9 protein-coding genes and 2 tRNA genes are annotated in these 25,278 nt (G+C 34.8%); 1 reads left to right on the plus strand and 10 read right to left on the minus strand.

All coding sequences use genetic code 11. From position 1 onward, the window contains the following. Positions 1-274 precede the first annotated feature (274 nt). Both cas13b and B8967_RS04540 read right to left on the minus strand, forming a co-directional pair. A complete protein-coding gene (cas13b, locus tag B8967_RS04535) occupies positions 275-3,733 on the minus strand; it encodes a type VI-B CRISPR-associated RNA-guided ribonuclease Cas13b (RefSeq protein ID WP_084084728.1) in 3,459 nt (1,152 codons plus the stop codon). Between the two features lie 1,039 nt (positions 3,734-4,772). Then, complete coding sequence (locus B8967_RS04540) at positions 4,773-5,552, minus strand: hypothetical protein (RefSeq protein ID WP_084084730.1); 780 nt, start codon at positions 5,550-5,552, stop codon at positions 4,773-4,775. A gap of 295 nt (positions 5,553-5,847) precedes the next feature. Between B8967_RS04540 and B8967_RS04545 the strand changes: the two genes are divergently transcribed. Beyond that, entirely contained in the window at positions 5,848-6,462 is a 615-nt protein-coding gene (locus B8967_RS04545; protein WP_179140030.1) for a recombinase zinc ribbon domain-containing protein, read from the plus strand. A gap of 66 nt (positions 6,463-6,528) precedes the next feature. Here B8967_RS04545 and B8967_RS04550 read toward each other — a convergent pair. The 8 genes from B8967_RS04550 to B8967_RS04585 form a co-directional block, all read right to left on the minus strand. Then, a tRNA-Lys gene (locus B8967_RS04550) sits at positions 6,529-6,601 on the minus strand. A gap of 210 nt (positions 6,602-6,811) precedes the next feature. Continuing rightward, on the minus strand, positions 6,812-8,611 hold the full coding sequence (locus B8967_RS04555) for a BamA/TamA family outer membrane protein (protein WP_084084734.1): 1,800 nt from the start codon (positions 8,609-8,611) through the stop codon (positions 6,812-6,814). A gap of 971 nt (positions 8,612-9,582) precedes the next feature. Then, on the minus strand, positions 9,583-10,296 hold the full coding sequence (locus tag B8967_RS04560) for a hypothetical protein (RefSeq protein ID WP_143330464.1): 714 nt from the start codon (positions 10,294-10,296) through the stop codon (positions 9,583-9,585). Between the two features lie 4 nt (positions 10,297-10,300). Then, entirely contained in the window at positions 10,301-21,079 is a 10,779-nt protein-coding gene (locus tag B8967_RS04565) for a polymorphic toxin-type HINT domain-containing protein (protein WP_084084738.1), read from the minus strand. Between the two features lie 8 nt (positions 21,080-21,087). Next, positions 21,088-22,470: a T9SS type A sorting domain-containing protein gene (locus tag B8967_RS04570; RefSeq protein ID WP_179140031.1), complete on the minus strand. Its 1,383-nt coding sequence runs from the start codon at positions 22,468-22,470 to the stop codon at positions 21,088-21,090. 430 nt (positions 22,471-22,900) lie between these two features. Beyond that, positions 22,901-22,973 (minus strand) — tRNA-Lys (locus B8967_RS04575). A 546-nt stretch (positions 22,974-23,519) separates the two neighbouring features. Beyond that, complete coding sequence (locus B8967_RS04580; protein ID WP_047490648.1) at positions 23,520-24,152, minus strand: DJ-1/PfpI family protein; 633 nt, start codon at positions 24,150-24,152, stop codon at positions 23,520-23,522. A 99-nt stretch (positions 24,153-24,251) separates the two neighbouring features. Next, positions 24,252-25,247: a GlxA family transcriptional regulator gene (locus B8967_RS04585; RefSeq protein ID WP_084084742.1), complete on the minus strand. Its 996-nt coding sequence runs from the start codon at positions 25,245-25,247 to the stop codon at positions 24,252-24,254. Positions 25,248-25,278 lie beyond the last annotated feature (31 nt).

Genomic DNA, 25,278 nt, shown 5'->3' on the forward strand with positions numbered 1-25,278 from the left:
AACTGTGATACTTCCCAACTTGTCATTTTCATGACATTAAAACTGTTAAGTTGTGAATACCCTTCCAACTGTGATACTTCCCAACTTTGGACATTAGACACTATAACAAATGATTTGTTGTGAATACCCTTCAAATTGTAATACTTCTCAACAACCAACTTTATGGTGATACTCCATATCCCGCTGTGACTACCCTTCAAATTGTGATATGTCCCAACATTTATCGAAAAAAAAGCGTAAACTTTCAGTTCTGAATACCATTCTAAAAGTATATTTAATTAAGATTTAGCATTCTCTGTATAGCAAATCTCATAAATTGAAGATAAAATTCCGAAACCGTTGTACCCTGAATCTCCGGATAAGTTTGCTTAATAAATTCATAAAATTGTTTTGCAGGCAAATGGTTATGGGCAAATTGATTCCTGATCATTATTACAAGAAAAGCCAACTGTATAGGTTCTGTTTTTTTTGCAAGATCATTCTCGGATAGGTTTTTAAATATTTCTTCATCGCAATCTTCGATCCATTTTGCCTCTTGTTCTTCTACAAGCCCAGGTTTCTTGCGTAAAATACCATTAACAATATAATGCTTAAAGTTAGGGTGCCTTACTCCAGTTTTATCAGCAAATTCAAATTCTGCGGGATGAGCGATACCATCCCAAGGCCAATTCTCCAATGTTGTTTTTTCCATCTGCTGGATTTCCTTAAATAGGAGTTCCCGTCGTATTGACTCATAGGAGTCACTTCCTATTGACATTTCATTATCAATAGCAAGCCTATTCCATCTTTTATCACTATCATAGGAAAGCAAAGTTTTTACCTTGTCATCCAGAAGGAGAGCCTTGAGTTTTCCTAAATCTTTTAATTTTACACGAGGTTCATAAATCTGTCCATCTTCGTAAGCCAAAGTTTTACTCCATATAAAATCTTCTTTCAAAATATTTGGGCTATCATCACCTTCCATTCGTTGGCTCTGCAAGTGTGCCACTCGCTCTTTCTCCAGCCGTTCTTCTTGACTGAGAAAAAGATGATCCAGGGACAATTCTACAGAATGGTCAAATACTTTCTGAAATAAGAATTCTGCCATTAGCTTAAGGAATAAGTCCTGTATTTTAATATTCTTTATTTTTAAATCCTGTTTCTTAGCTAGAAGCTCGATCTGACTTTTTCGATCATACTTAAAACTATTTTTCGCAAAATCGGTATCTTTCGCAAGTTCTTCCTCAAGGAGATCATCATAATTTCTTTCCCACCAATAATAATTTTGGAATTTGTGTTTAGGAGCATATCCGTACTTATACCAGTCAGCAAAACCTTCTGGGTTCTCTGTTACCTTAACACCTTTGATAAATGTGGGTTTTTCATCAAAAATTCCCCGAGAAAAAATAAGTGGTTTTGATAATATCTTGCGTTTTTCAGTATTGAGATCTTCCAGCATATATAGACGATTTTCAAACAACCCTTTGGGCATCTGTTGATCCATGAACTTCCGCAAATTTTTCGCATTTGTACTATGCTGAGCAATATTCTCCGAAAGACGTGTGAAGTACTTCTGTCTTCCGTAAAGGTAAGTTTCATAAAACCCATCAAATGTTTTATCTTTTGTGAAGCTATTCATGATCCAACCATTCCAGAATGAACTCCCATCTGAAAAATCCCAGCCAGCCTGTAAAATCGACCTGGCTTCATGTGGCCTTTTTTCGAAAAAAGCCAATGACTGCTGAAACTGACTGTGCTGATAACCTTTCCAATTTTTCTTTTGTACTGCAGGCATAAATCTTTTGATATCATCAGCCAACCAAGTCGCCTCTACACCCAATTCTGAATTTCGAAATACTTGCTGCCTGATAGCTTTACCCCTAAATCTCACACGACACTCCCGTCTATTTTTAGCGATTAGTATAAGTTTTTCATCTGTTTTTTCTATTTCCCTTTCAATAAGGCTTATTAATTTTTCAGTATTGACAGATTTTCCATCTGTATTATTTCGAAGCCTTTTACTGATCATTGATGCCGGTAGCGGAGTTATTGGATCATAATCCCTAATCCGCTCAAAACCTATATTTAGTTTATTTTTTAGTTTCTCTTCAATTTCTTCAGGGCTGACATTATTTACAAGTATTTCATAGAGAAGTGCCGGGATTTCATTCATTGATAAAAGCGCAATTGGGCTTTCGGGATTTATATCATTTTTAACGCCTATCAACTTTGAGATTTCAAATTTTTGCATTTTCCCTTGCTCTCGTTTCTTCATCTCCTCGGGCTTCTCCGCTTTTCTTTTATCTTTAAACTCCTTTATACCATTCTTAAATGATTTGTCAGCTGAAATATGGATTGGAATATTATTTTCAATAAATACATACGATGGGTTCGGTAAAAGTTCCCAACCTGTGTCTTTATTTAATCCTATTATTTCTGTTAGATGTTCTGCTTTAAGACGGCTAATTGTAGAAAGTTTACCAAAAACTTTGATCCGGTCTTTCACCAGTCTTTCTGTCTGAAAGTCTGTTCCCGCAATATGTTTTATTCTACGGTCATGCACAAAATTACCCACATGTACCTGAAATCGAAGTGATGGAAAATCGAAAAACTCATCCAAAAATCGTATGGCAAAATAATTAAATTTGCTTTCATACCTCTTTCGAATGACTGGGTGTACAATTTTTGATTCTTCAAGGCTCAAATCTACTTTCCCCTCTCTGATGTATTCATTGATATCTTCAATAAATTTAGTCTTTGTTTCTTTGTCAAATGATCTGTATAGCTCGTCCGGAACCTTACTTAACTCATCAATAATCTGGATAAGTAAAGTCTCCTCATGAAAATCCGTATTTAATTTCGGTTTCACACCTTTAAAACACAGTTGCGAAAATACCCAGTGTGTAGCCATAAACTTTAGACCACTTATATGTTCTTCTTCATGTTTTATTATCCTCGCCTTAAATCCCTTAATTCTACTCTTAAGATGCTCTGTTTCCTTTCGCCCAAGAAACATGCTGAGTAAGAAAAGTAAACCACTTTGAGAAATACAAATACCATTTTCCGCAGAATCAGAACCATAGTAATAGGAGCTGTAGGAAACTGTTGGTTTAATTACTTCTTCGTCTTTGAAGATCAAATGATTAAACGCACCGTTTAGCACCCCATTTTTAATAGCTTCCGTATCATTGAGGTTCACTTTTTTTCCCTCACTCTTTAACTTTTTAAGTTTTTCAACCTGCTGCTTGTAGCGGATATCTAACTCTTCTTTAAGATTCTTTTTAAGTAGATGTCTCGTCTTATCATCTTTCATCTTATTTTTCTTGACATCATCTGCAACAGCCGCAAAAATATCGTCTAACAAAACAAATAGTTCATTGGAGAGATGGAGTGGTTTATGATAGTAATGTGTGTAGAAATTTCTTAAGCCATCAATTGCTTGTAATAACAACGCAAACTTTTGTCTTAATACAGTCCTGTCGCCCTGAAAACGGAGGTATTGTACCACTGGCAAATGCATTCTGACAAACCGTAGTTTATTCTGAAAGTCTTCATCTGAGTCTTCAGGTTTAAAACAAACTTCAACAAATTGTGTTAAACTCAACTTATTGCTGAATCCAAATTTAGCACCAAAAGCAGTGATTAATAAATCGACATTATTTCTTGCAGAGTTTAGAAAACCTCCGAAAAAGTGTTTATCCTCAATTTTAGTATGGTCATAAGAGATCCCCTGTCCCAATATTTGTGTTTCCATAGGTTAGTTAATAATATTTTGACAATATATTAATTTATGGTTAAATGTAAAAACGGGAACACATAATCGTAGGACATAGGCCCTCTGTAGCAGTTTTACTGGCATTTTTTTTACGAAAATCTTTTTTATTTATGTTACTATCAAATAGAGTCTCGCCAGATAATGCATTCAACTAAAATAGTCTATAAATGATTATTATTAAATAATATTGTTTTTTCAGTTTTAAACGAAAAAATAGCCTTTACTTAAAGGTTCGAAAATTTTTTTTTCATCATTTGTGTTTTTATCTCCGGATTTTCCGGAGATTTTGTTTTTTTTAATACTAACAGTCAGTTAATTGACAAGGCATTCGGTTTGAAATCTCAGAAAAAATAAAGTAAAAGATAACAATATCAATAGCTAACAATCTTGCATAAATTCCTGTAAAGATTAAAAAGGACTGAAAAATGCATAATTCGGACTGTTTTTTATATACATTGAGGTTCGTAATGAGTATCAATGATTGCTATTAAGAGAATTCTGCAATGTCATTTTCCAAAGTTTTTTTCGTAAATGTGGGTGCGTGTTATAATAATAGAAACTAGTTGAATAATATAGTAAAGCCCTTAACTAAGGTTCAGAATTATATTTGTGAATAATTACATTCTTATAGTTATCCCTTAAAAGGAAGGTCAAGAAGCTACCGACACAAATTTCGACATCGTCTAATTGTTGGTAGAATTCGAGGCCTTTTTCTTTTTTTTAATCTAAGCCGCTCAATTATCTAGTAACACTAGAACTTTATCGTAGCAAGTCAAGATTACTTTTGTTTAGTTATGATTTTTCTAAGTTATTGAATAAAATCAACAATCCTGTGGTAAGGGGTTTTAGTAATTTTCAAAGAAGAAAGATCAACGGATCTTTTAACTAACCAAAAACCTAAATTACTATGAAAAAGACAATTTAAGTTCATTGTCTTTTTCATATTGTGCAATCTTATTCTCTTTAATAGCAAAATCGAGCGCCTTACTTTCACTTTGAAGGTACACTACTCCACTTTTTATTTTACATGGAACCCAGTCATTTCCCCGCTGGATACTGAGTAAGCATTAATCATTTTCGTACAGTTATTTTTAATAAAATAATAATTGGATGTCTTGTATATTAAAAAGCTACAAGGATCTTTTTCAGTCAGTATAGGCTTTTCGGAATGACTTTTAAGTAGAATATCTATTCTCGGTTTATTTTCTATCGCATACTTTGCATCAATATTGGCCCGTACTTCTGCATACAGAAAAGCCAGAAGGACTGCAGTTGCAAATCCAAGATTTTTATTGACAAAAAGGTAAAAATAGCTGGTCAGCGCAGCAAAAACTAATAATACAGCTATAATTCCCAAAGTTAACCCATGGGCATTGAGCAAAACAAAAAATCCGGCCAGCATCAATACTATTGTCAATAACATTGCGAAATTAGATAGACCGAGGCTTTTTTCTTCTTCCGAATTTTCTGGAAAAACAGAGTTATTATCGTTTTTGAGTAGCCTTCTTAATATATCCGGTAGAAGAACAGTAAGGAATAGGCTAAAAATAACTCCAATGTAAATAACCGGCATCAGATTCTGATACAGTACGGAAAGTGCATCCTTAAGCTCAAAATACACATAATAATCGATCTTAAAATGGTTGAAATATTCCCAGATATAAAACATGCCCAATGCCGGGAGGATCAGGACAAGCTCCGCTATTTTCACCATCGGTTTTTCCCGTCTTGGACGGTAGCATTTATTCAGAGTTTCTGCCCATGAACTAAGCTTTTCTTTTGTAATTCTAAATTTCATTTTGTACTTCTTTGGTTTGCCCTAAAGAAACAAAAAACAACTAAAACTTCATAGTGGATTTCCGTAGAGAAAATCTTAGCATAAAAATGTTATAAAAAGTTACCAGCGCAAAAATCGAATTTCGGATTTCTTAATTGGCTATAATCTTTTGGCCGTGCCTATATCGACCGCGCTTTTCCTTTCAAGTCCTCGCAGGCTGTGGGCTATCCGCTTCAATCGCTCACGCATATTATTGTTTTCCCAAAGAAAAAGGATAAAAAGGCAGCCAAAGTAGTGTAAAAGCTACTTATTTCCAGTGCATAACTTTGGCTCAGACCGTAGAAGGTGCCCAAAATGCGCAAACATTCTTACAGGAAGTTCGTCTAGAGGAAAACTTGGCAAATACTACACCTACTACCACTGCTCCTCAAAATGTGGTGTAAGATTTAAAGCAAAAGAAGTTAATAAAATTTTTGAAAGGCAATTAATGGAATTAGTGTCTAAAGAGCCAATGGTTGAAATTTTTAAAAATACTTTCTTAGAAAATTTTAAAACAAAAACACAAAAGATAGAACGCACAAAATTGCTGAAGGAAATTGATGACCTAAATCACCGTCTTCAAAAAGCTTTAATCCAAAAAATAGATGGCGAATTAGATAACGAAGATTATAATTTTATAAAAAAGACCACCAATGAACAAATTCATATGTTTGAAGTATCGCTTTCTAACCTTGCAGATGAAAACCTTCAGATAACACAACTTATAAAGAGCGAAAGTAAAAAGATCTTTCACCTTCCTAAATACTATATGGATGGGGATATTGAACAACAAAGACAGGTTTTGGGTTCGATGTTCCCCGAAAACTCATTTTTGATGGAACCATACATCAAACCCCACGTGTTAATTCTGCCATCCCTCTTATATTTTTGATTAACAATGAATTGGGAGGAAATAAAAAAAGGACAAGTCTATCATTTTTAGACTTGTCCCAAGGGGTGACCCGGCTGGGATTCGAACCCAGGACCCATACATTAAAAGTGTATTGCTCTACCAGCTGAGCTACCGAGTCGGTCATCTACTTTTTATGTTTCCATTTTCAAGTAAATCCCTTTGTTTAAGGGACTGCAAAGATAGAAACTTTTTCTTTATCTCCGCTATTTTATTTAAAAAAAATCATTTTTTTCACGGGCTATAATGGATGCACATAAGCCTTTCTTCTCCTTCCCTTTTGAAACTGATTCTAAATCAAGCGATTTGGAATTTAAAAACTCAAAACAGCTTAGTTGGAAAAATTAACAAAATGAGGGATATCTGTTGCAAAACTGTTCATTGGCAAAAGATTATTTCTATTGCTGTTAAAATCAAAAACCGAATTATTATCGAAAGGAACACGGGGATAATACATGAAAGAAATCTGAATCCTGTTGAAAACCAGAAAAGGATTATTGATTAACACGCCAATTCCTATCTTGGTGTTTGCATTTGTTTTCAGCAGTTTATCATTGGGCATCCCCAGCCATCCGACTGCCGCCGTTAGATAGGGACTGAAATGGAAATTCTTCCAGGTTTTATTGATAAAGAGTTGAAGCTGATATCTTAAAACCAATTTTTTGGTTCCAATATAATCCGAATTGTAAACAGGAAATTCATCAGCAGCAGAAAGATTGATTCTGTCTTTATAAGAATAATTATGCTGTGGGTTTCCTAAGGCTAAAGTGGGAGAAAAGAAATGTCTTGCTTTGGCAAATTTCCAATCCATGAGATTTGTAAAATACGTTCCATCCAGTCGGAAAGATTCACGATTGGGATCGTCTTCATTAAAAAATCTCCCAAACTGAGCTTTCACATTGAAATATCCCAGCTTTGCAAAGGTACCATAAGACGCAGAAATCCCTATATAAGGCTTCACGTCATTACTTCTAGACAAAGCTCCTGCCGTAAAATTCACCGAATTGCCATACGCGATATCCTCCGGTAAATCATATTGAAAAATATTCTTCTGAACCGAAAAACTTCTGTGAATATATCCTACAGACATCAGAAAACTGTTGTAAGAGCTAAAATATTTATATTGGTCGATTCCGGGACTGTCTTTATACTGATAATTCTGAAACCTCCCTATCACGGCAATATTACCGGAAACCTTCTCGTTTGGATCAGATGAAACAGGAATCTGATACCCGCCCCATAAATCCTGACTGTATACTTTGATCTGAACTTCCGGAAAACTAGTCTCCGTTTCTGTTGGCAGTAAAACATTCCGCATAAAATATTCGAAACTAAAACCACCGGCCCATTTTGTCAAAGGGGAGAAAAAGTCTCTTCTGACATTGAAGTTGATTCTTTCATTTCTAAAAAAATCCCGTTCCCCCAGTACCTGAGCATTGATATAAGAACCAAAAAGATTATAAGCTGTATAGCTCCCGAAAAGATAATCCTGCTTTTCTTTGGAATCATTTCTATACAGGAAATTCAATTCATGCCCTAACCCAAATACATTTTCTTCCGTCACTCCCAACCCAATTTTACTTCCTGAATAGCTGACTCTGGGTTTCAGACTCCAGGAATCAAGGACTTTCACAACAACATCAATAGAATCCTTACCGGAAGTACTGTCAGAAACACTGATATTAACCCTGTTTATAAAAGGCATCGTTCTCAGCAAACGTTCAGATTCGTAGAGTTTCTGAGCATTATATTCTTCCCCTTCCTCAAAAAGCAAATAATTATTAACGGTGGAATTTTTTGTATTAGAATGAAGATGATTAGTGATCCAATCATACCATTTGGATTTTACTTTACTGTCTTTAGAACCGTATCCGAAAGGGTCAATTGTTTCTATCCGGATATTTCTGATGTATTTTTTGTTATAAGCTTCCTGCGACAGTTTTTCAGTCCTGGTTTTAACAGAAGTAGAATCTGCCTCCCTACGGAATATAAAACGATGAATAAATTTGGTGACTTTTCTTTGATCAGAAAATTCTTCTATTTTGTAATAGAGCGAATCTTTTTTTTCCTGCGCATGTAAAAAGAAAAAACCACTTAAAAAGAAAAATACAATTAGAATCGATTTAGTCATTAGTCATCAAGAATTCAATAAAGTTTACAATATCAATTTATAAGCCAATATAGGCTAAAAACTTACTAATATCTTAAAATATTCACAAACAAAAAAATAAGAAGTTCAGTGTTATTTTAGATATTTAATCCATATTTATTCTATTACATTTCCTGTGAGCTATTTAGAACATCTTTACAAGAGAATGGAATTTTCACACGTAAAAACTAAAAAAGACCAAATAGCTGACTTTATTATCATTCTTCATTGCATCGTGACTACAGAATAATAATTGCAATCAATTAATATTTCAGGAATCTATTTTTATGAATTTCAATAGTATAGATAAGCAGTTTATTGCATCTGTTGATCCAACATAACAATTCAATTGAGTTAAATATTTGTCTACCTTTTGTATCAGAGTAGACTTTTTATATAATGAATAATACATGGTATTTTGAATGAATCTGCTTATCATCTCTATAAAAAGAATGGATTTTATGAAGTAGAGCATCAAAATGACAAAGAGGAAATATCGAAGGTTATTGTGATGAAATATACTGTATAAAAAGAACTACAAAATTGTAGTAATTTCAAGAACATCTACGTTGTTTTTTTGCAAAACTTACTCTGCCATTTCCTAAATAATCCTTGTATTGATAAATGTAACAGCTTTCATATATTAATAATAAAGATCATTGCAAATACAATGATCTTTATATTATTTGTAAGGCACGAGCTAGAAGCTCGCGCCAGCGAGAGGACCCGGCTGTGGTATAAAACCGGAACTCTCCGCTAAAGGATTTGATATGGTTATACACTCTCGATATTATATAATCCAGTTTGTCAATTTTGTTCTGAAAAATTACAAATTAGGAATTAAAGTAATAATCCAATAGTTACATATAATATTACTTCAAATACATAATAACATTTTCTATTGTTCGACAATAAAAATACTGTCGGATAACCTATTAATCTAACGCTTACAGTTAAGATTTTATTTCAAACTTTATATTATCATATTCCTTTATTATAATTTTATCAATATATAACTTATCTTGAAACTTAATGTCCAAATATTTTTTTAATGCTATTGTAACCTTTTGTTCTGAATTTCTTATAATATTATTAAACGAGTCTTGAAAAGAATATGAATCATGTCCAATATACCCCCTATCTCCAAAAAAATAATTTCCAACAATGTTATAAAAATCAGCGTTTGATTTCACTAATTCTAAATTAATCTCATAAAAAGTTTTATTCAATTTACTTGGAACACCACTCCACATTAAACATGAATAATTATATGACTTTTTACATTCAGTGTTTAAATCTAAAAAAGAAATTATTTCTCCATTTTCCCATTTCATAAAAAAATCCACTACATTTTGATCATAATTCTTAGCATCAAAATCAATAATAGGAATCCCTAATAATTGGACATTTCCTTGATTAATAATGAAATCTTCAATTCTAAAATTGAATGTATACAATACTTCTTTTTCATCATATTTATTTATAATCTCAATAACAAAGTAAACAAAATCGAAATCAATCAAAATTTGCTCTATATTATTTTTATAGTAAATACAATTTGTAAGGATAAATTTTTTTGAAAATTTATTCTTAATTGAACTCATTTTAATATTACTTGATTCTAATATTTTTATATCGTTGTTTTTAATTTGTACATTAATAAGCATGTGATTAATTACTGGTTTTAAATTCATGTATACTTTCGTAATGATCTGTAGTATATCCATACGTTTTCGTTCCGTCTGAATTTGTTCTTTCTAATATTCTCAGTTTATCTCCAGAAGGCTGATCTCTAACATTATACTCTACTGAGCCTGCCCACTTTCTTTGCATTTTACTATTATCCCTATTTTGATATATTGTTGGAAGGCCCGTTGACTCATCCATTCTTGGAACACCTCGGCCTGCTGTTACTTCAGAAATTTCCTTATTTATATATTTATTATTAGTAGCAAGAAATCCACAATCATTATTATGTACAAGAATTTTATTTTCTGAAACAAAATAATTATGATTTCCTTCAATCTCTAAATTATAAACATTTTCGATCTTGTCTATAATTTTAATATCATCTACTTCTATTAAGTGGCCCTTATCATTGAAAACAAGATCTCCTTCTTTTAGATCCTTAGCATGCACCCAATTTCCTTTAATATAAAAAGGATGCTCTGGTGTACATACGATTTTAGAGTTATTGATAGATAGTTCTAATAATTGCTTAGTGGTATTACGCGAAAGAGAAAGAACTGTCTTTAACTCATTTTGCTTCTCAATTTCATTATAAGACCACACCATATCACCAACCTCAATGTCTTCAATTGGTTTTAAACCATTTGAAGTAAAGACTAAGGTTCCTTTTACAAAGCACAAAGTCTTTATAAATAAATTTTTAGCAATACTACCTACAGCCGATACTCCACCAAAAATAAACAATTCTTTAGTTGCCTCTGCACCTTCTGCTTCATATTTCTGAGCGGCACTTTCATTTCCTCTATCTCTCCAATACGACTGCATTTCTGCACTATGATAGGCTTCCCCAGCAGTATAAGCAATCATAGTCCGGGTTGCCCATCCTTTAGTAACGTAAACATCTAAAATACCTGCGCCAACAAAACCTCCCACAATCACACCCTTTGCATGTACTTGATTTATTCCTTGAGTAACATTATTTTGTTGATTATTAGGAACCCCCATTAATGCCCCTGCCCATGATTGTTTACCATTGGGATCTATGTACTTTATAGGATTCTGATAAGTATAAATATATGGATTTAAATTCCCCCAGAAATATACACCTCCATTATGCTGTCCATCTCCATAGAACTCTGTTTCCATCACAGGATTGTATACAGCCAACGGATCCACCCCATACCAAATACTCAATCGGGGATTATAGTATCTTGCTCCATAGTAATACAGTCCCGTATCTTCATCCAATTCTTTTGCATTAAATTTATATGGATTATTATAGGAACCATCCATCTGCTCCAGCATCGTCTCTCCGAAAGGTAAATTTAAGAAAAATTGCGTTGCTTTTCCATAAGAATTCGTAACAAAAGTAGCTGTTCCCAAATGATCCCCATGCAGATAGTATAAGCCTGGACGTTGAGACATTTCTCTAAGCTCAACTGATACATTTCCTCCAAGATCTGTTTTTTCAAGATATTTTTTAAAATCTGCTTCCGTATCCGCTTTCTTTTCAGATGGGTCTGCAGTTGTCCTATTGGAGTATAAAACAGATGGGTCTTCAAATCGAGTAATATCATCCATTAATCTGCTTGCAAATCTTGTTGAGCCATCAAAGTAATGCTTTGTATATTGACCTGAAGAGCTTACAGTTATGTACGGGTTCGGATACAACTTATAATCGATCAATCTAATGTCATCAATACCTACTGGTACTCCATTCTGGTAGAGCTGTGCAGGAACTTCCAATCCGTATTTAATGGCTCTTTCTCCTTTATCATCGTATGTGTAATACTGATAGACTCCTGTATTATCATTATAAAACGCTCTCATACGATCCTGCTCATCCCAGAACATTTTTCTTGTTCCGTTCTGATCAGTATGGGTTACCGTATTTCCATTATAATCATATTCAAATGCTTCATTATTTCCGGTTAAGCCGTCATCTACACTATTAAGCTTATGGGTACCATCCATATATTGATAATGGTTTTCATAAGTATTTTCCGGTACAATAACCTGATCTCTTTGGTGATGCTGCCTTTTTCCTGTAATACCTCCCACATTATTATAGTTCATTTCAAGTTCATACGTTGACTGAGCAAAATTAGAAGTTGGTATAGGTTGATTTTCACCATCTAAAATGATTTTTCTTGTTCCTGTTCCCACCAATCTGTTCAAGGTATCGTAACCAAATTCAAAATCAAAGGCACCTCCCATACCATTTGGCTGAGGTGTGGCAATGTTTGTAACTTTAATAATATTTGAAAACTCATCATATTGGTATGTATTCTGTAACATTGGGGCAGATGGACTATTTAATTTATAATAACCTAATTTTCTGTCACTAGAGTTATATATATATGACTGAGAAGTTCCGTTGCCATAAACAATTCCCAAACGCTGATCAAAATAATCGTAATTCACATTGTTGATGTAGGTTTCTCCATTATTATTGTTCACTGATTTAAGCCTTCCACCTTTGTCATAGTGATAAGAGACAATTTCATCATCAGGATATTTGATTTTTGTAATACGGTTCCAGCTGTCATAGTTAAATGAAGTTTTAAAATACATTTCCGGGATATGATATCCTCTTATTACTCTTACTTCTGAAAGAACTTCTCCCATTCTTCCATACGTATATTTTGTACTTCCCGATCCTTCATCTTTTATACGAAGTTTCCCTGCATTATTCCCAGGTGTTGAAGGATAATATTCGTAGGCCACATTGTTTGGATTTGGGTCCCCGGATGGTAAATTTGGTAAAACAATTCCTACGAGCCTGTTGTAATCATATTTATATTGAATAACATGAGTACTGATAGTAGGATCATTCGTCAAATTTTCTGTTTGCAATGTCACAAGATTTCCTGAAGGATCATATTCATAAGATGTTCTTCCTTTATCCGGGTGTATTTGTTTTATGCGTCTTCCAGCCAGGTCATAAGAATATTGTGTTTTAATTCCTTCAGGATCTTTTACCATAATTAACTCTCCAATAGTGCTGTAATCAAAGAATGTTGAAAGTGGAGTACTATCCAAATAATCATCTTTTTGTACTACTTTTCCTTCTGCATTGGCATAGGTTTCTGATTTTTGACTGGAAACTTCTTGTGTTGTTTTGAATATGTTATGATCAATACTGTATGATGTTTTTGTTGTCACACTATTTTCATCTGTAAAAGAAACCACTCTATCCCGGCTATCATAAGCGCTGGTTGTAGAAGCACCACTGCTTGCAAGATGCAAAGCCTGATTTGTTACCGCTTCCATTACAGGATGAAACTGCCGAATCGCTCTTCCCAGATCATCATATATTGTTCTTCCCGACACGGCTCGTGATTCATATCCTGACCATTCAAAATCTTTTTTCGTTTGTACAATTCTTCCTAAGAAGTCGGAATAAGTATCTGTCATGATGGTATTTCCTGAGCTCGCATATTCAGGGTCATAGTTGGAAGTAGAAGCTCTATACAATTGTATTGCAGAATCGCTGTTGAGGATATCTGCATGATCAAACCAGTATTTATATTTCACCGTCGGAACTGTTGCACCACTTGCAATTTCGTTAGGTCCCATAATCGTCCTTGTTCTTCCGAAACCGTCATATGTAAATACCATAGCATTTCCACCTGTATCTACTTTTCTGGTTACAACATCGAAAAGTGGATTATATGTTGCGGAAGATTTAATATTGAAAACATCTTTTATTTCTACAACATATTTACCTGTTACAGCATCATCGTAGGTGTAATCCATTGAATACCTCTGAACAGCGCTGGTATTATTATTCTGCGGATAAGTAACTTTTATTATATTTCCTGCAGTATTGTAATTAACATCAGTAGTGATATCAACAGCCCCATCAAATATCTTAAATCTTCCTATATCACCGTTATTCAAATTGATATTCTCAGCACTTCTTTTTCTTAACAATTGTGAGTTGGTTGTGCCTTCATATACCTCAATAACCGTAGGAACTCCAATAATATTATTCTCAATGGCCTGGTAAGTGATTCTGGTATTATAAGAGGTAGAAGGGCTTGTATACTGATATTTCTCAACAAGACCTTTTGTAGTATATGTAAACTTCTCTGTGGTAACAATGCTTCCTCCGGATTCATACGTTGTTTTTATTTTTTCATCCAGTAAAGCAATGCCCATCTTTCTGCCTTCTCTACCACCACTGTCATAATCAAAAGGTAAATCAGAACTCAGATTAATCAAAGTCGTATTATACATAAATTTTCTCAACTTATAATTATACTTCACGTCAGATAAATAACTTCCGTTACTGTGTACCATACTTTGCTTAAGCAAACCATTTAACAAATAGGTATTGTTAAAGTATAAATCAGTAGAGACTCTTTCTGTTGAACCATTATTCATTTCCTTTTTAATAACAGTATCAAAACCGAAATCTTCTCTTTCCCTTCTGTCATATTTTCTGTTGCGGAACTCATATCTGGCTTCCATTTTATTCCCATTCTCCGTTGTATACTCTGGCGAAAATGCATCCGGATTTAATACACTGATATCTTTTACGATCCATTTAGCATGCGGATTATCATAATTTGCTCTGGAGATCTGGTAATCCATTACATATGTTCCCTTTGAGAAACTATTGGTAATTGTTTTTAATTTATTGGTTCTTCCAATTTGTGAATAATTGACAATAAACCCACTGTTTGTATCCTGAACTAAATCTGTAAAGCCGTCACCATTCATATCTCTGAATGTTTTTCTTGTTTCAGTAACATTCATTCCCAGGTTAACATTAGCACCACCACCAGCTTTAACCCAAAGAATCAGAAGAACAACAGGTGGAATAAGGGTAATAGGTCCTATATTGAACATATAGTTTGCCCCGAAAGAGAATGATCCGTTAAATGATCTTGTTTCGTCAGAGAAATCAATATTTCCACCACTTTTTATCAAAGGCACGCCTGTATCAAACTTATTTCCAAGGTTATACCTTACGGTAGTTGCCCCATTATCAGCAACTTTTAACAGATCAATTAAACCGTCTCCATTGATATCTTCATACACTACATCAGCACTCCCTATTGAAGATGAAACGCTTACTCCGGCACTGATTCCGAACCCAAAACTGGATAAAGCCCCCAGGTTTGCCGACGAACTAAGCCCACCTCCTAAAGAAATACTGGCATTACCTTTTGGATGTGACTCATAGGTAAGTATGTTTGGGTAAACAGATGCTCCCCCTAATTTGTTACCCAGATTTAAAGCAACGCTCATATACTGAGTACGTCCTCCGGTAACCCTGTCAGGAAGCCCGTCTCCATTAATATCCATCCAGAATGCCCCCCCTGCATCATAAGAATCATAATACTTATTAAGATTAGCACCCACTGATGCACTTCCAGACCACGGAATTCCGGAATCAGGTCGCGTTCTAGTACCATTACCGCCACGTGCCCCAATTCTTCCTGATACTGAAAATGTATTATAAGAGAATCCTGCAGAATTACTTTTTTGATAACTTAAAGATTGGGTTGGCTCTCCATAGGAATTAGCCTGGATATCTTCCAAGCTTCCAGTAGAGTTGGTAAACTGGATTGATCGTGGATACACTATATCAGGGTATCCGTCACCGTTTATATCTGAAAAAGATTGATTTTCAACACTATAATCAACGGTTGTTTCAGAATTTCCTCCACTTACTGAAATTAAATTTCCTCCTTGGGTTCTATTTTTTGCTCTGCTCATTTGATCTTTGTTAATCGCTTTCATGGTAGTATCTACGGAAAGCTGACCAGATACATATGTTGTAGGCATTGCCACAGGTACAGTAGGAACAGGGTCAGTAAAATAACTTACGTTATCGTTAGTGTTAAAGGTATCTGATGATGAATATTGAGTAGGTGCTGAACCTGCCCAAACACCCATTTTGTATCTACCAATATTTGTAAATGTCGGTTTCATCGGTAATACATACGATGAAAGTGTATTATTACCCACATTAGGGTCTTGCGTTTCATTTTGTATACATTCAGCGAGAGCCTCAGGATTATTTGCTATATTCGGGTTCTGACATGCCGCATATATATTCTGATTTTCTACTGGTGTACCAAATGCTCCATAATTAATAGGCCATCCATAAAGATAGTCTGAAAGGCTTCCCGATTTGTATACAAATTGTCCCCAGTTATTATAAAAGAACGATTTTGTATTATACATTGCGGTATTAACCGCTGTTGCAGTGGTGGTACCATACAGATTTACATCATCATAATATATATTGAATGGCCTTCCTGAAAAGTATTCAGAATATTTATTAAATAATACATAATCACCCCCTGTTTTACAATATACTTCTACCGTTACCAAATGATTATTATTGGTAGCAAGAAAAGGCGCCAGTCCTGAATAGAAAACAACTGGAGCAACACCATTAACAGGTTGACCAGCTACCATATCTTCTTCTATAAGTGTATTGTTTGTATGAGAAACAAGAACTTTCCTTTTAGCAAGAACCTCATTTCCTTTTTTGATAATATAATAAAACGACCCTGTTGCTAAGCTGGAAAAATTGACATTTTTATTAATCTGCACTCCAAAATTATGAGTTCCTAATAATAATGTACTATTTGAAACATTATTAATATCCAATTTGGGAGCCAGTTGAGTCACTACAAAAGATGGATACTCTGCAACCCCCTCCCAAAAAACATTTGTGTTAACATTACCATTACCATAGTTGACTGTTGCGCTATAATTTACAGTAACTTGACTATTCCAGCTATTCCATCTAAAATTTGTAAAGGAATCAGACTCCACAATAAACCTCAGATAAACCGGTTCACTGGCATTTACTGTAAGATTCAATGTATGAGCTTGGGTTGTAAGGTTCGATTGATTATAAACCTCTGGAGTAATTAAATCAGTTATCGTACCTGAATTTACCTTTTCAGTTACCACTCTGAATTTTATATTATCAGATAAATAAGGAAATGTAAAGGATGGTATCTTAATAACAGCAGTTCCAGTAGCGTCCAGAAGTATTGGTGCAGAGCTATTATTAAGAAGAAAGGCCATAGCATAATTTCCATTATTTAATTGAAACTTATCCTGAGACAATTCAATTGTATTGGGAATTTCATTACCATATTGATCTACATAAGTAATTGTAGGATTTGAAGAAACAGGAATATCCTTAACCGTATTTTTATGTAATCTCACATAAATTTTCTCACCACTTTTTACAAATAACTGATTAGGATTATTGATACCATTTGAAATAGGAAAATTAGGATCTGCCTCAACCGACTGCATTTCAGAATAAAAATCGTTGTAGTTGTTTATTACAATATTCTGGGTACCGTATGTTGCACGAATTCCCTTTAAATATATTCTGGTATTAGTAAAAGTATCTGTTCCCCCACTACTCAAAGGGGTAGGGTTCTTTATTTCAACACTATAATACATTACGCCCGACCTATCAAACTTGCTTGCTTCTACTGTAACATTATCTGTAAATCTGACATACCCATCTCTAGGTGCTATCCATACTTTTACAACGTCATTAATGTCAATATAATTTTTTACCGGTTCTTCCGGACAAGGATATGAAAATTGTCCCGGATCGCCACACTCTCTTACCGGCTTCTGGATTGCTTTTGCTTTTACAACCATATTTTCCGTATATTCAGAGTGCTGAGTCATTTCAGATTTTCCGGAACTGAACCTGTTGAACCATACTTGTCCATCATTAACAATATCCATAAGACCATCTGAATTGGCATCTACCAGATAAGTCTTTGTTGTCCCTTGAGTGGAAGAACCTATTTCAGATTTGCTATACACTATGGCTCCCATGTCCCATCCACTATTACTGGTACTGGTTTCCGTATAATTAAAATCACCTCCCGGATAATTTTCAATTCGCTCGAATTTATTAAAACTCAGATTTCCTGCATCATCTAATTTTCCGGTTCTCAGAAATAATCCTTCATCCGGAATTCTGTAAATCATATCCTGTATCCCATCTCCATTAAAATCTATCAACTGTTGAGCATTTCTCGCTTTTGACTTGGAACTTCCAAATGGTAAGCCAAACATCAGATGTCCGTAGGCATCACTGGAGGGTGTATAGAAATTTAATCCCGCTGCTATTCTGGCATTAAATCCTGTTTCAGAACTGATGTTTCCATTAATTTTAGAAGGTGTAATTACATCTCTTACAACACTTGAATATGCATGTTTGTCGCTCTCAATACTAATTCCTGTATCGGGACCAAATATTCTTACATTTCCCTGTGCATCTTTTACATCATTGTAATATTCAAAAGTATAACTGTCTGAAATCTCATTACAAGTAGGCTCAATACCTCCGGGACCACCTCCACCGCCGCCGGTGCCATCATCCATATCTCTTTCCCTGCTTGCTGAACCATTATTTTCAATTTTTTTGGTTTCTGACTCTTTATTGCCACCGGCTGACTTTGCAAAGGGCAGCGTTGTAGAACACGGATTATTCGGAACAATATAAATTCTTTTTAAAAGCGTTTTAAAGAATTCTCCTTCTACATAATCCATTTTATAGGTTCTGATCAACTCATTTTTGTATTTAACCTCAATATCTTTTAACAAATAAGGTTCTGATCGTATAAATCCCTGTTTTGCATTAGTGGTTACATCCTGTCTGGTGATACTTGTTTCTTTATTGAAGTTGACCGTATAATCCTTATTTCTTCCATAAGCGATTTTTTTAACCTGATAAAATGTACCTCCTCCTCCGGGTTCATTATAATACGTAAACTCCATTGTATTACCATGAGCATCTTCTACCATCCGAAGTCCCCAATGGGCAATACCGCTTCCTGAATAAAGCACAGCGTCTGATGAGCCTCCATAATATCTTTTGGTACCGTCGGTAGAGGTTACTTTCCATGTGTAATTATTGGGACTTGTTCCTATTCTTTCAATAAGGGTAAAATCATGATTCTTTCTCAGATAAAATTGTTTTACACCATTATTCACATAAGAGGACCTTGGCTGTTTTTCAGTGGTAATGGCTGCGTTGGTCTCACTCATATCATTGTGTCTGTGAGGAAGATATTCGTTAGGATACACAAGCATTTCGCCATCAAAAGAATACAACTCTGTTTCTTTTCCTCCGTCAAATAATGGTGTGCCCCATCTGGCATCAACTGTGATGGCTGACAAACCATTGATATTCCAACCGTCTCCCATCCAGCCGTTTCCTCCTGCACTGGTGTAGCCAATCGATACCGAAGGTTGCACCCCTCCAATTCCTGCAGGAACACGAATCGGATAATTGGCACTGGCATCTCCTTTTTGCGTTGCTGTTGGTACTGCCATCAATTGTAAACCTGCAGTAGGATCCGCAGCTTTTAATCCACTGATGCTTGTTGGAGCAAATGCTTCCAGTTTTGATGATTCCGGAACAGAGATTACTCCATTGATATAGTCTGTATCTCCTTTTGTTTCAACAGTAATAACTTTTTTCTCTGTATCTACTTTTCCTGATGGATCAACTTTCCATTTTTTTGAAGCATAATCAAAATAAAAAGCTTTTAATTCTTTTGCAGATCTTGCCCCTAATTTTTTTTCATCATAAGGGAAAGAGAAAGTCATTTTTTTGGTAAGCTCCCCGAAACGATTTTCTAAACGATATGCATTGGAATTTACCGTCATATTTTTAATTTCTCCGGAAATAGCCGGATAATCTTTCTTACGAAGTTTTAAAACCTGAACCTGAGCAGTATTTTCCGTAGAATTTTTTTCAATTGAAAGGGTCGAATTTTCATACACTTCTTTATGTTCCGAATCCTTTGAAACAGTAACTGTGAAAGGTACATATCTTTCTTCAGTGAGCGTCTTGAAGGATGAAGTATTTCCAGGAAGTTTATATTCTCTGACTCCGGATAATCCGGCAATCTTAACAAAACCTTTTGCTTTATCTGATTCTGTAAGTTTAATTAAGGTTTCATACTCTCCTTTTTCAGAGGATATTAATTGGTCATTGATATGTACTGCCCCATTTTCAATACCTTTAATATAAAGGTTATCACCTGACAACAAAGAAGAAACATGATCTGTTCCCCTCAAATTATTTTCAAAAATGATTTTTACATTTTTAACCTTATACTTTACTCCATTCAGAGATGAAGTGAATAAGATTGTATTTCTTCCTGTTTCTAATGAATTTAATGGAATCTCTTCTTTTTGGCCACTCCATTTACTGCTTGCCACAATAATATTTCCCCCAAAAGCAATATTTTTATTGATAGATCTTGAAACTGAATGGTAAGAATCCAATCCAAAAAGGTCATATACCAAATATGCTTTCACATTCTGATTCCTTATTTCAGGAAGGGTAATGGTAAAGAAGTTATCGGCTACATTATCGGATTCATCATCGGAAAACTCCCCGATAGTTCCCTGTTTTTCTTCGGAATTAAAAATGTTATCAAAGTCCTTATTTTCCGAAAATAAAACTTTGAATGGAGTCTCTGCCTGAACAGCTTCCTTATTTTCTCTTTTAGTAATATCAGAATTCTTACGTTCAGGGCTTGTATCTTCTGAACTTTCTATTGAATCCGCATTGTCTTGTATTCTATGATAGATATATTTTTCCATCATACGAAGCTTAAAGGATCGTACTTTCTGCCGGTCTTCTTTCGTAAAGCTCGCAAATATGAATATACTTGCAAAAAAGCACACGAAGAGTACTGATCTTTTTGTAAAAAGCTCTTTGTTAATATGTATTTTCATGGTTAGGCTTAATCAACGATTAGTTTAAAAGTTTTTATAATTTTTCCGTTTTGGGTAAGATTGATTAAATAAGAACTCTGTACAGAAAGATGATCAGTATATGATCTTGCAGAGCTACTCATTTTTTCCAGCTTTACCAATCTCCCTCCTCCATCATAGATCGAAATAACAAGATTTTCTATCTCAGGAAAAACAATAGTAAAATTCTGATCTTTTTTCACAGGATTAGGATAAAGATTTATAGTACTGAAATCCACCGACATATCTTTTTCTCCATATTGATTTCCGGAATTGGATGCAGATCGTGGATCCGGCTCTTTATTCTTTTGATCTTTCGGACCTATTGCAAAAGTAAAATAAGCTCTCTCACCAGAATCGAAAGCATCGAGAAAATCTACTTTACTGAATAGTATATATTTTTCATTTTCAACACCTGGAATTTTCTGGATCTTTCCGTTGTCTTTTTTAAGCAACATCCAATAAGCAATGGGAAGTGATCGCGGATTAACAGCATCTTTTAAAATTCTTACTTTATAATCCGTTTTCGGAATCTTATTTCCTATAAAGTCGATCTCCCAGTTTCTTTCCAGAACTTCCAGATTGCTTTCAGCTTTCAGAGACATTGCTTTGTTATCATCTGACCACATCACAAAATTATTATTATCCAGTGTGGTAGGGTTTTCAAAATTAGTTCTTGCAATGGTATTCATCCCGATTGTCAGAAATAAATCTGCCTGGTTTGTTGATTGCTTCTGGTAGAGTTCATTTCCATCATCTCTTCCAAGACCTGTTGGACGATACTTGTACTCTTTATGCTTTTCGGGATCCCAGATTACCTTAGCATCACTTCCGTAGTATTTTCCTCTTTCTAAAGAAATTCCATATTTGATGGATAAATACGAATGAATTTTATTAAGATCCATTGCCTTTGCTTTTCTCGTAAAGAAAATCATTTCGTAGAGATTCTGATCTTCGAATTTGATCTTCAAACTATCGGCTTTCCCCTTTTGATCTGCATTTCCCAAAAAAGAAAAAATACTCGGACGCCTGCTAAGTTCTTTAAGATTTTTATCTCTTACATACGAATTATTGCTTAAAGAAACTCTTTTATCAGCATTATTCCAGATCAGTTCATCTTCCTTCGCGGTATGAACCAAGCTCAATGTATGGCTTTTGTTTTTACTGTATTTAATATATTTTTTGAGAAGCTTGTCTTTGATACCGCAATGGAAATTTAATAAATTTTCATCCGCACACCGGGTCGCTTCCCGTAAGGTAGAATTTGTTTTTTCCCAAAGCTGGATATCAGAACCAGCCAACTGGGAATACGCCGAGAAAGAGCACGACAGCATAGCCATCGTGAAAATTCCCCTATAGGAGATTTTATTCATAAAAACGGTCATTTTAATGACAATATTATAGAGTCCTACAAGGATTAATACTATTGTCGGGTGATTTTTTTTGATGAAATAAGAATAGTTCTTAACTATTGTGAGATTAAAATAATTAAGAGTCCGGGCGTTTTAAATTTTGAATGTTTTTCATGAGTTCTTGGTTTTTAGTTTTGTTTGACAAATGTAAAAAAAAAATCAATCGAAAATACTAAAATATGTTAATGTATGTTAATTTCAACACTAACCCCAATAAATACCGTAAAATAAAGGATTTAAAAATAAAATAGGCTCGTAAAATTTAAAATATAATAACCTGAGTACTTTATTTTTGTTCAATTTTAACACCTTTTATGATGTAATTTAAAAGAATAATTAACGCTAGGAAGGTAATATAAACAAAAAAAGCCCCTAAAATAGGAGCTATTAGTGACCCGGCTGGGATTCGAACCCAGGACCCATACATTAAAAGTGTATTGCTCTACCAGCTGAGCTACCGAGTCGGTCATCTACTTTTTCATGTTACCATTTTCAAGTAAATCCCTTTGTTTAAGGGACTGCAAAGATAGAAAAATACTTTTTAACTCCAACTTTTTTTGAGTGTTTTTAGCGTATTTTTTCTGGCAATATATACAAGCATCTGTCTATAAATAATTTACAGTATTTATTATTTTTATAAAAATAGTGATCACAGCTTCTTCGATAAACATCATACCAAAGCTGTGGGTACTATTCTCCTGTTTATCGTTGTTTTTTTTAAGAATCCACCTTGGTGTTTTTACAAAGAAGTTCTATTTTTAATCCTCTCGCTGATTGAGCTGATTACGCAGATGATGGTGATAAATATCCATTCCTTTCTTAATCTGCAAGAAACTGTGTATTTCTTACCTCTCCCATTAATCTCATAAGTAAGTAAGTTTTAAAAAATCTGCATAATCCGTGGGATCTGCGAGAAAAAAACTATTCTAATCCTCTCGCTGATTAAGCAGATTACGCAGATGATGGTGATAAATCTTGCATAACTTACTTGATCTGCAAGAAAAATGAAATTAAGCTATACTACTCCCCTGCTGGTATTCAAAAAGCTGTACAATAGTATCTACAGCTTCCTGCCCATGATGTTTTCCTATCAGGTAAAGGGCTGCATCTATTCCGGCCGTAATACCTGCCGTTGTGATTAGTTGTTCCTGATCAACAAACCTCACTCCTCTTTTAACATTACTTTCTGTATTATGCTGTTCCAGTGCGTCCAGCAACATACTGTGTGTTGTAATATCATAATGATCAAGGATACCTGTTTCCGAAAGCAGCATACTTCCTGTACAGACCGTGAAAATAACAGTTCCATTATTGCAATGGTCTTTCACCCAATTGAGAACTGTATTTTGAAAGTCATCATCCTTCAGATATTGCATTACCTGATCAGGATTTGTTCCGGGAATGACAATCATATCCGGTTTAGGACAGGTCTGGAGGTCATAAGTAGGAACAATAGCCATCGTATTGGCCTCAGCATATACGGCGTCCCTGGTTTTTCCAACGGTATAGCAATGATAGCTGCCCGGCAGTATTACATTCGCCTTGACGAAAACATCCAGTGGGCCGTTCAAATCAAGAACTTCTACCTGATTATACACTAAAAATGCAACGTTCATGGTTTTAATGTGTTGTACATGTTTCATACTGATAGTATTAGGATTAATATGGTAAATAAGGACAAGACTATTCCCTGCTGATTATCATCAGCCGTTCAATAGTATATCCAAAAAAATTAAAAAGTGTTATTCCATTCCCTTAAATGCCTTGCGGTATTGAGCGGGAGAAAGGGAAAGATGTTTTAAAAATACCCTGCGAAGGCTTACTGAACTTCCGAGACCACATTTATCGGCAATCATATCAATGCTCATCTCCGTATATTCCAGCATATTTCTGGCCTGATCCAGTCTCATTTTTTCAAGGAATTTACCGGGACTCATCCCTGATTCTTTTAAGAATACCCTGGAAAAATTACGGATGCTCATATGCATGGTATCTGCTATATATTCAATACTAATAGATTGTCCCAGTTTATCTTTCAGGAGATCACGTACATCTTTCGTCAATGCAGTCATCATATCATAGTCCGGGAGTGCATTTCCAAATTGTAACTGTACGCCGGGTCTCCGAAGATGCAACACAAGATGACGGGCAACTTCCGAGGCTACAGCTTTTCCAAAATCTTCTTCCAGCAGTGCCAGGGCAAGGTCCATTCCCGAAGACACCCCTCCGGAAGTATATATAGGTTTGTCCCGGATGAAAAACGGATTGATATTAACCTCCAGTTCAGGATAAGCCTGTTGTAAGGCATTGGCATATTTCCAGTGTGTGGTTACCTGTTTTCCTTTTAACAGTCCTGCTTTGGCCAGTATAAATGCCCCGATACAAACGGATCCCAACCGCCTCACTTTTGTGCTTATGTTCTGAAGAAAATGATAGAGGTCGGGATTAATGTCATCCACTATGGCAAGGCTTGTCCCAGCTACCAAAAAAGTATCCACATGAAAGTCAATATCATATATTGTATGACTACAGGTCAAAGGCATTCCGGAGCTGGAATATATTACCTTTTCTGAAGTTCCGGATACCATAAAAACATGGTATCCTGATTCATCATCACCCAGAAAACGGTTAGCCGATGTAAACACATCACAGGGACCTGCAATATCAAGTAACTGAACCTCCGGAAGTACCAAAAGTACTATATTCTTCTTTCCTGAATCTTTTCTGACATTCTTCATATCTCGTTCTGTATGATGCAAATGTACACAG

It is taken from the genome of Chryseobacterium sp. YR221 (genome assembly GCF_900176315.1).
GTDB classification, from domain to species: domain Bacteria; phylum Bacteroidota; class Bacteroidia; order Flavobacteriales; family Weeksellaceae; genus Chryseobacterium; species Chryseobacterium rhizosphaerae.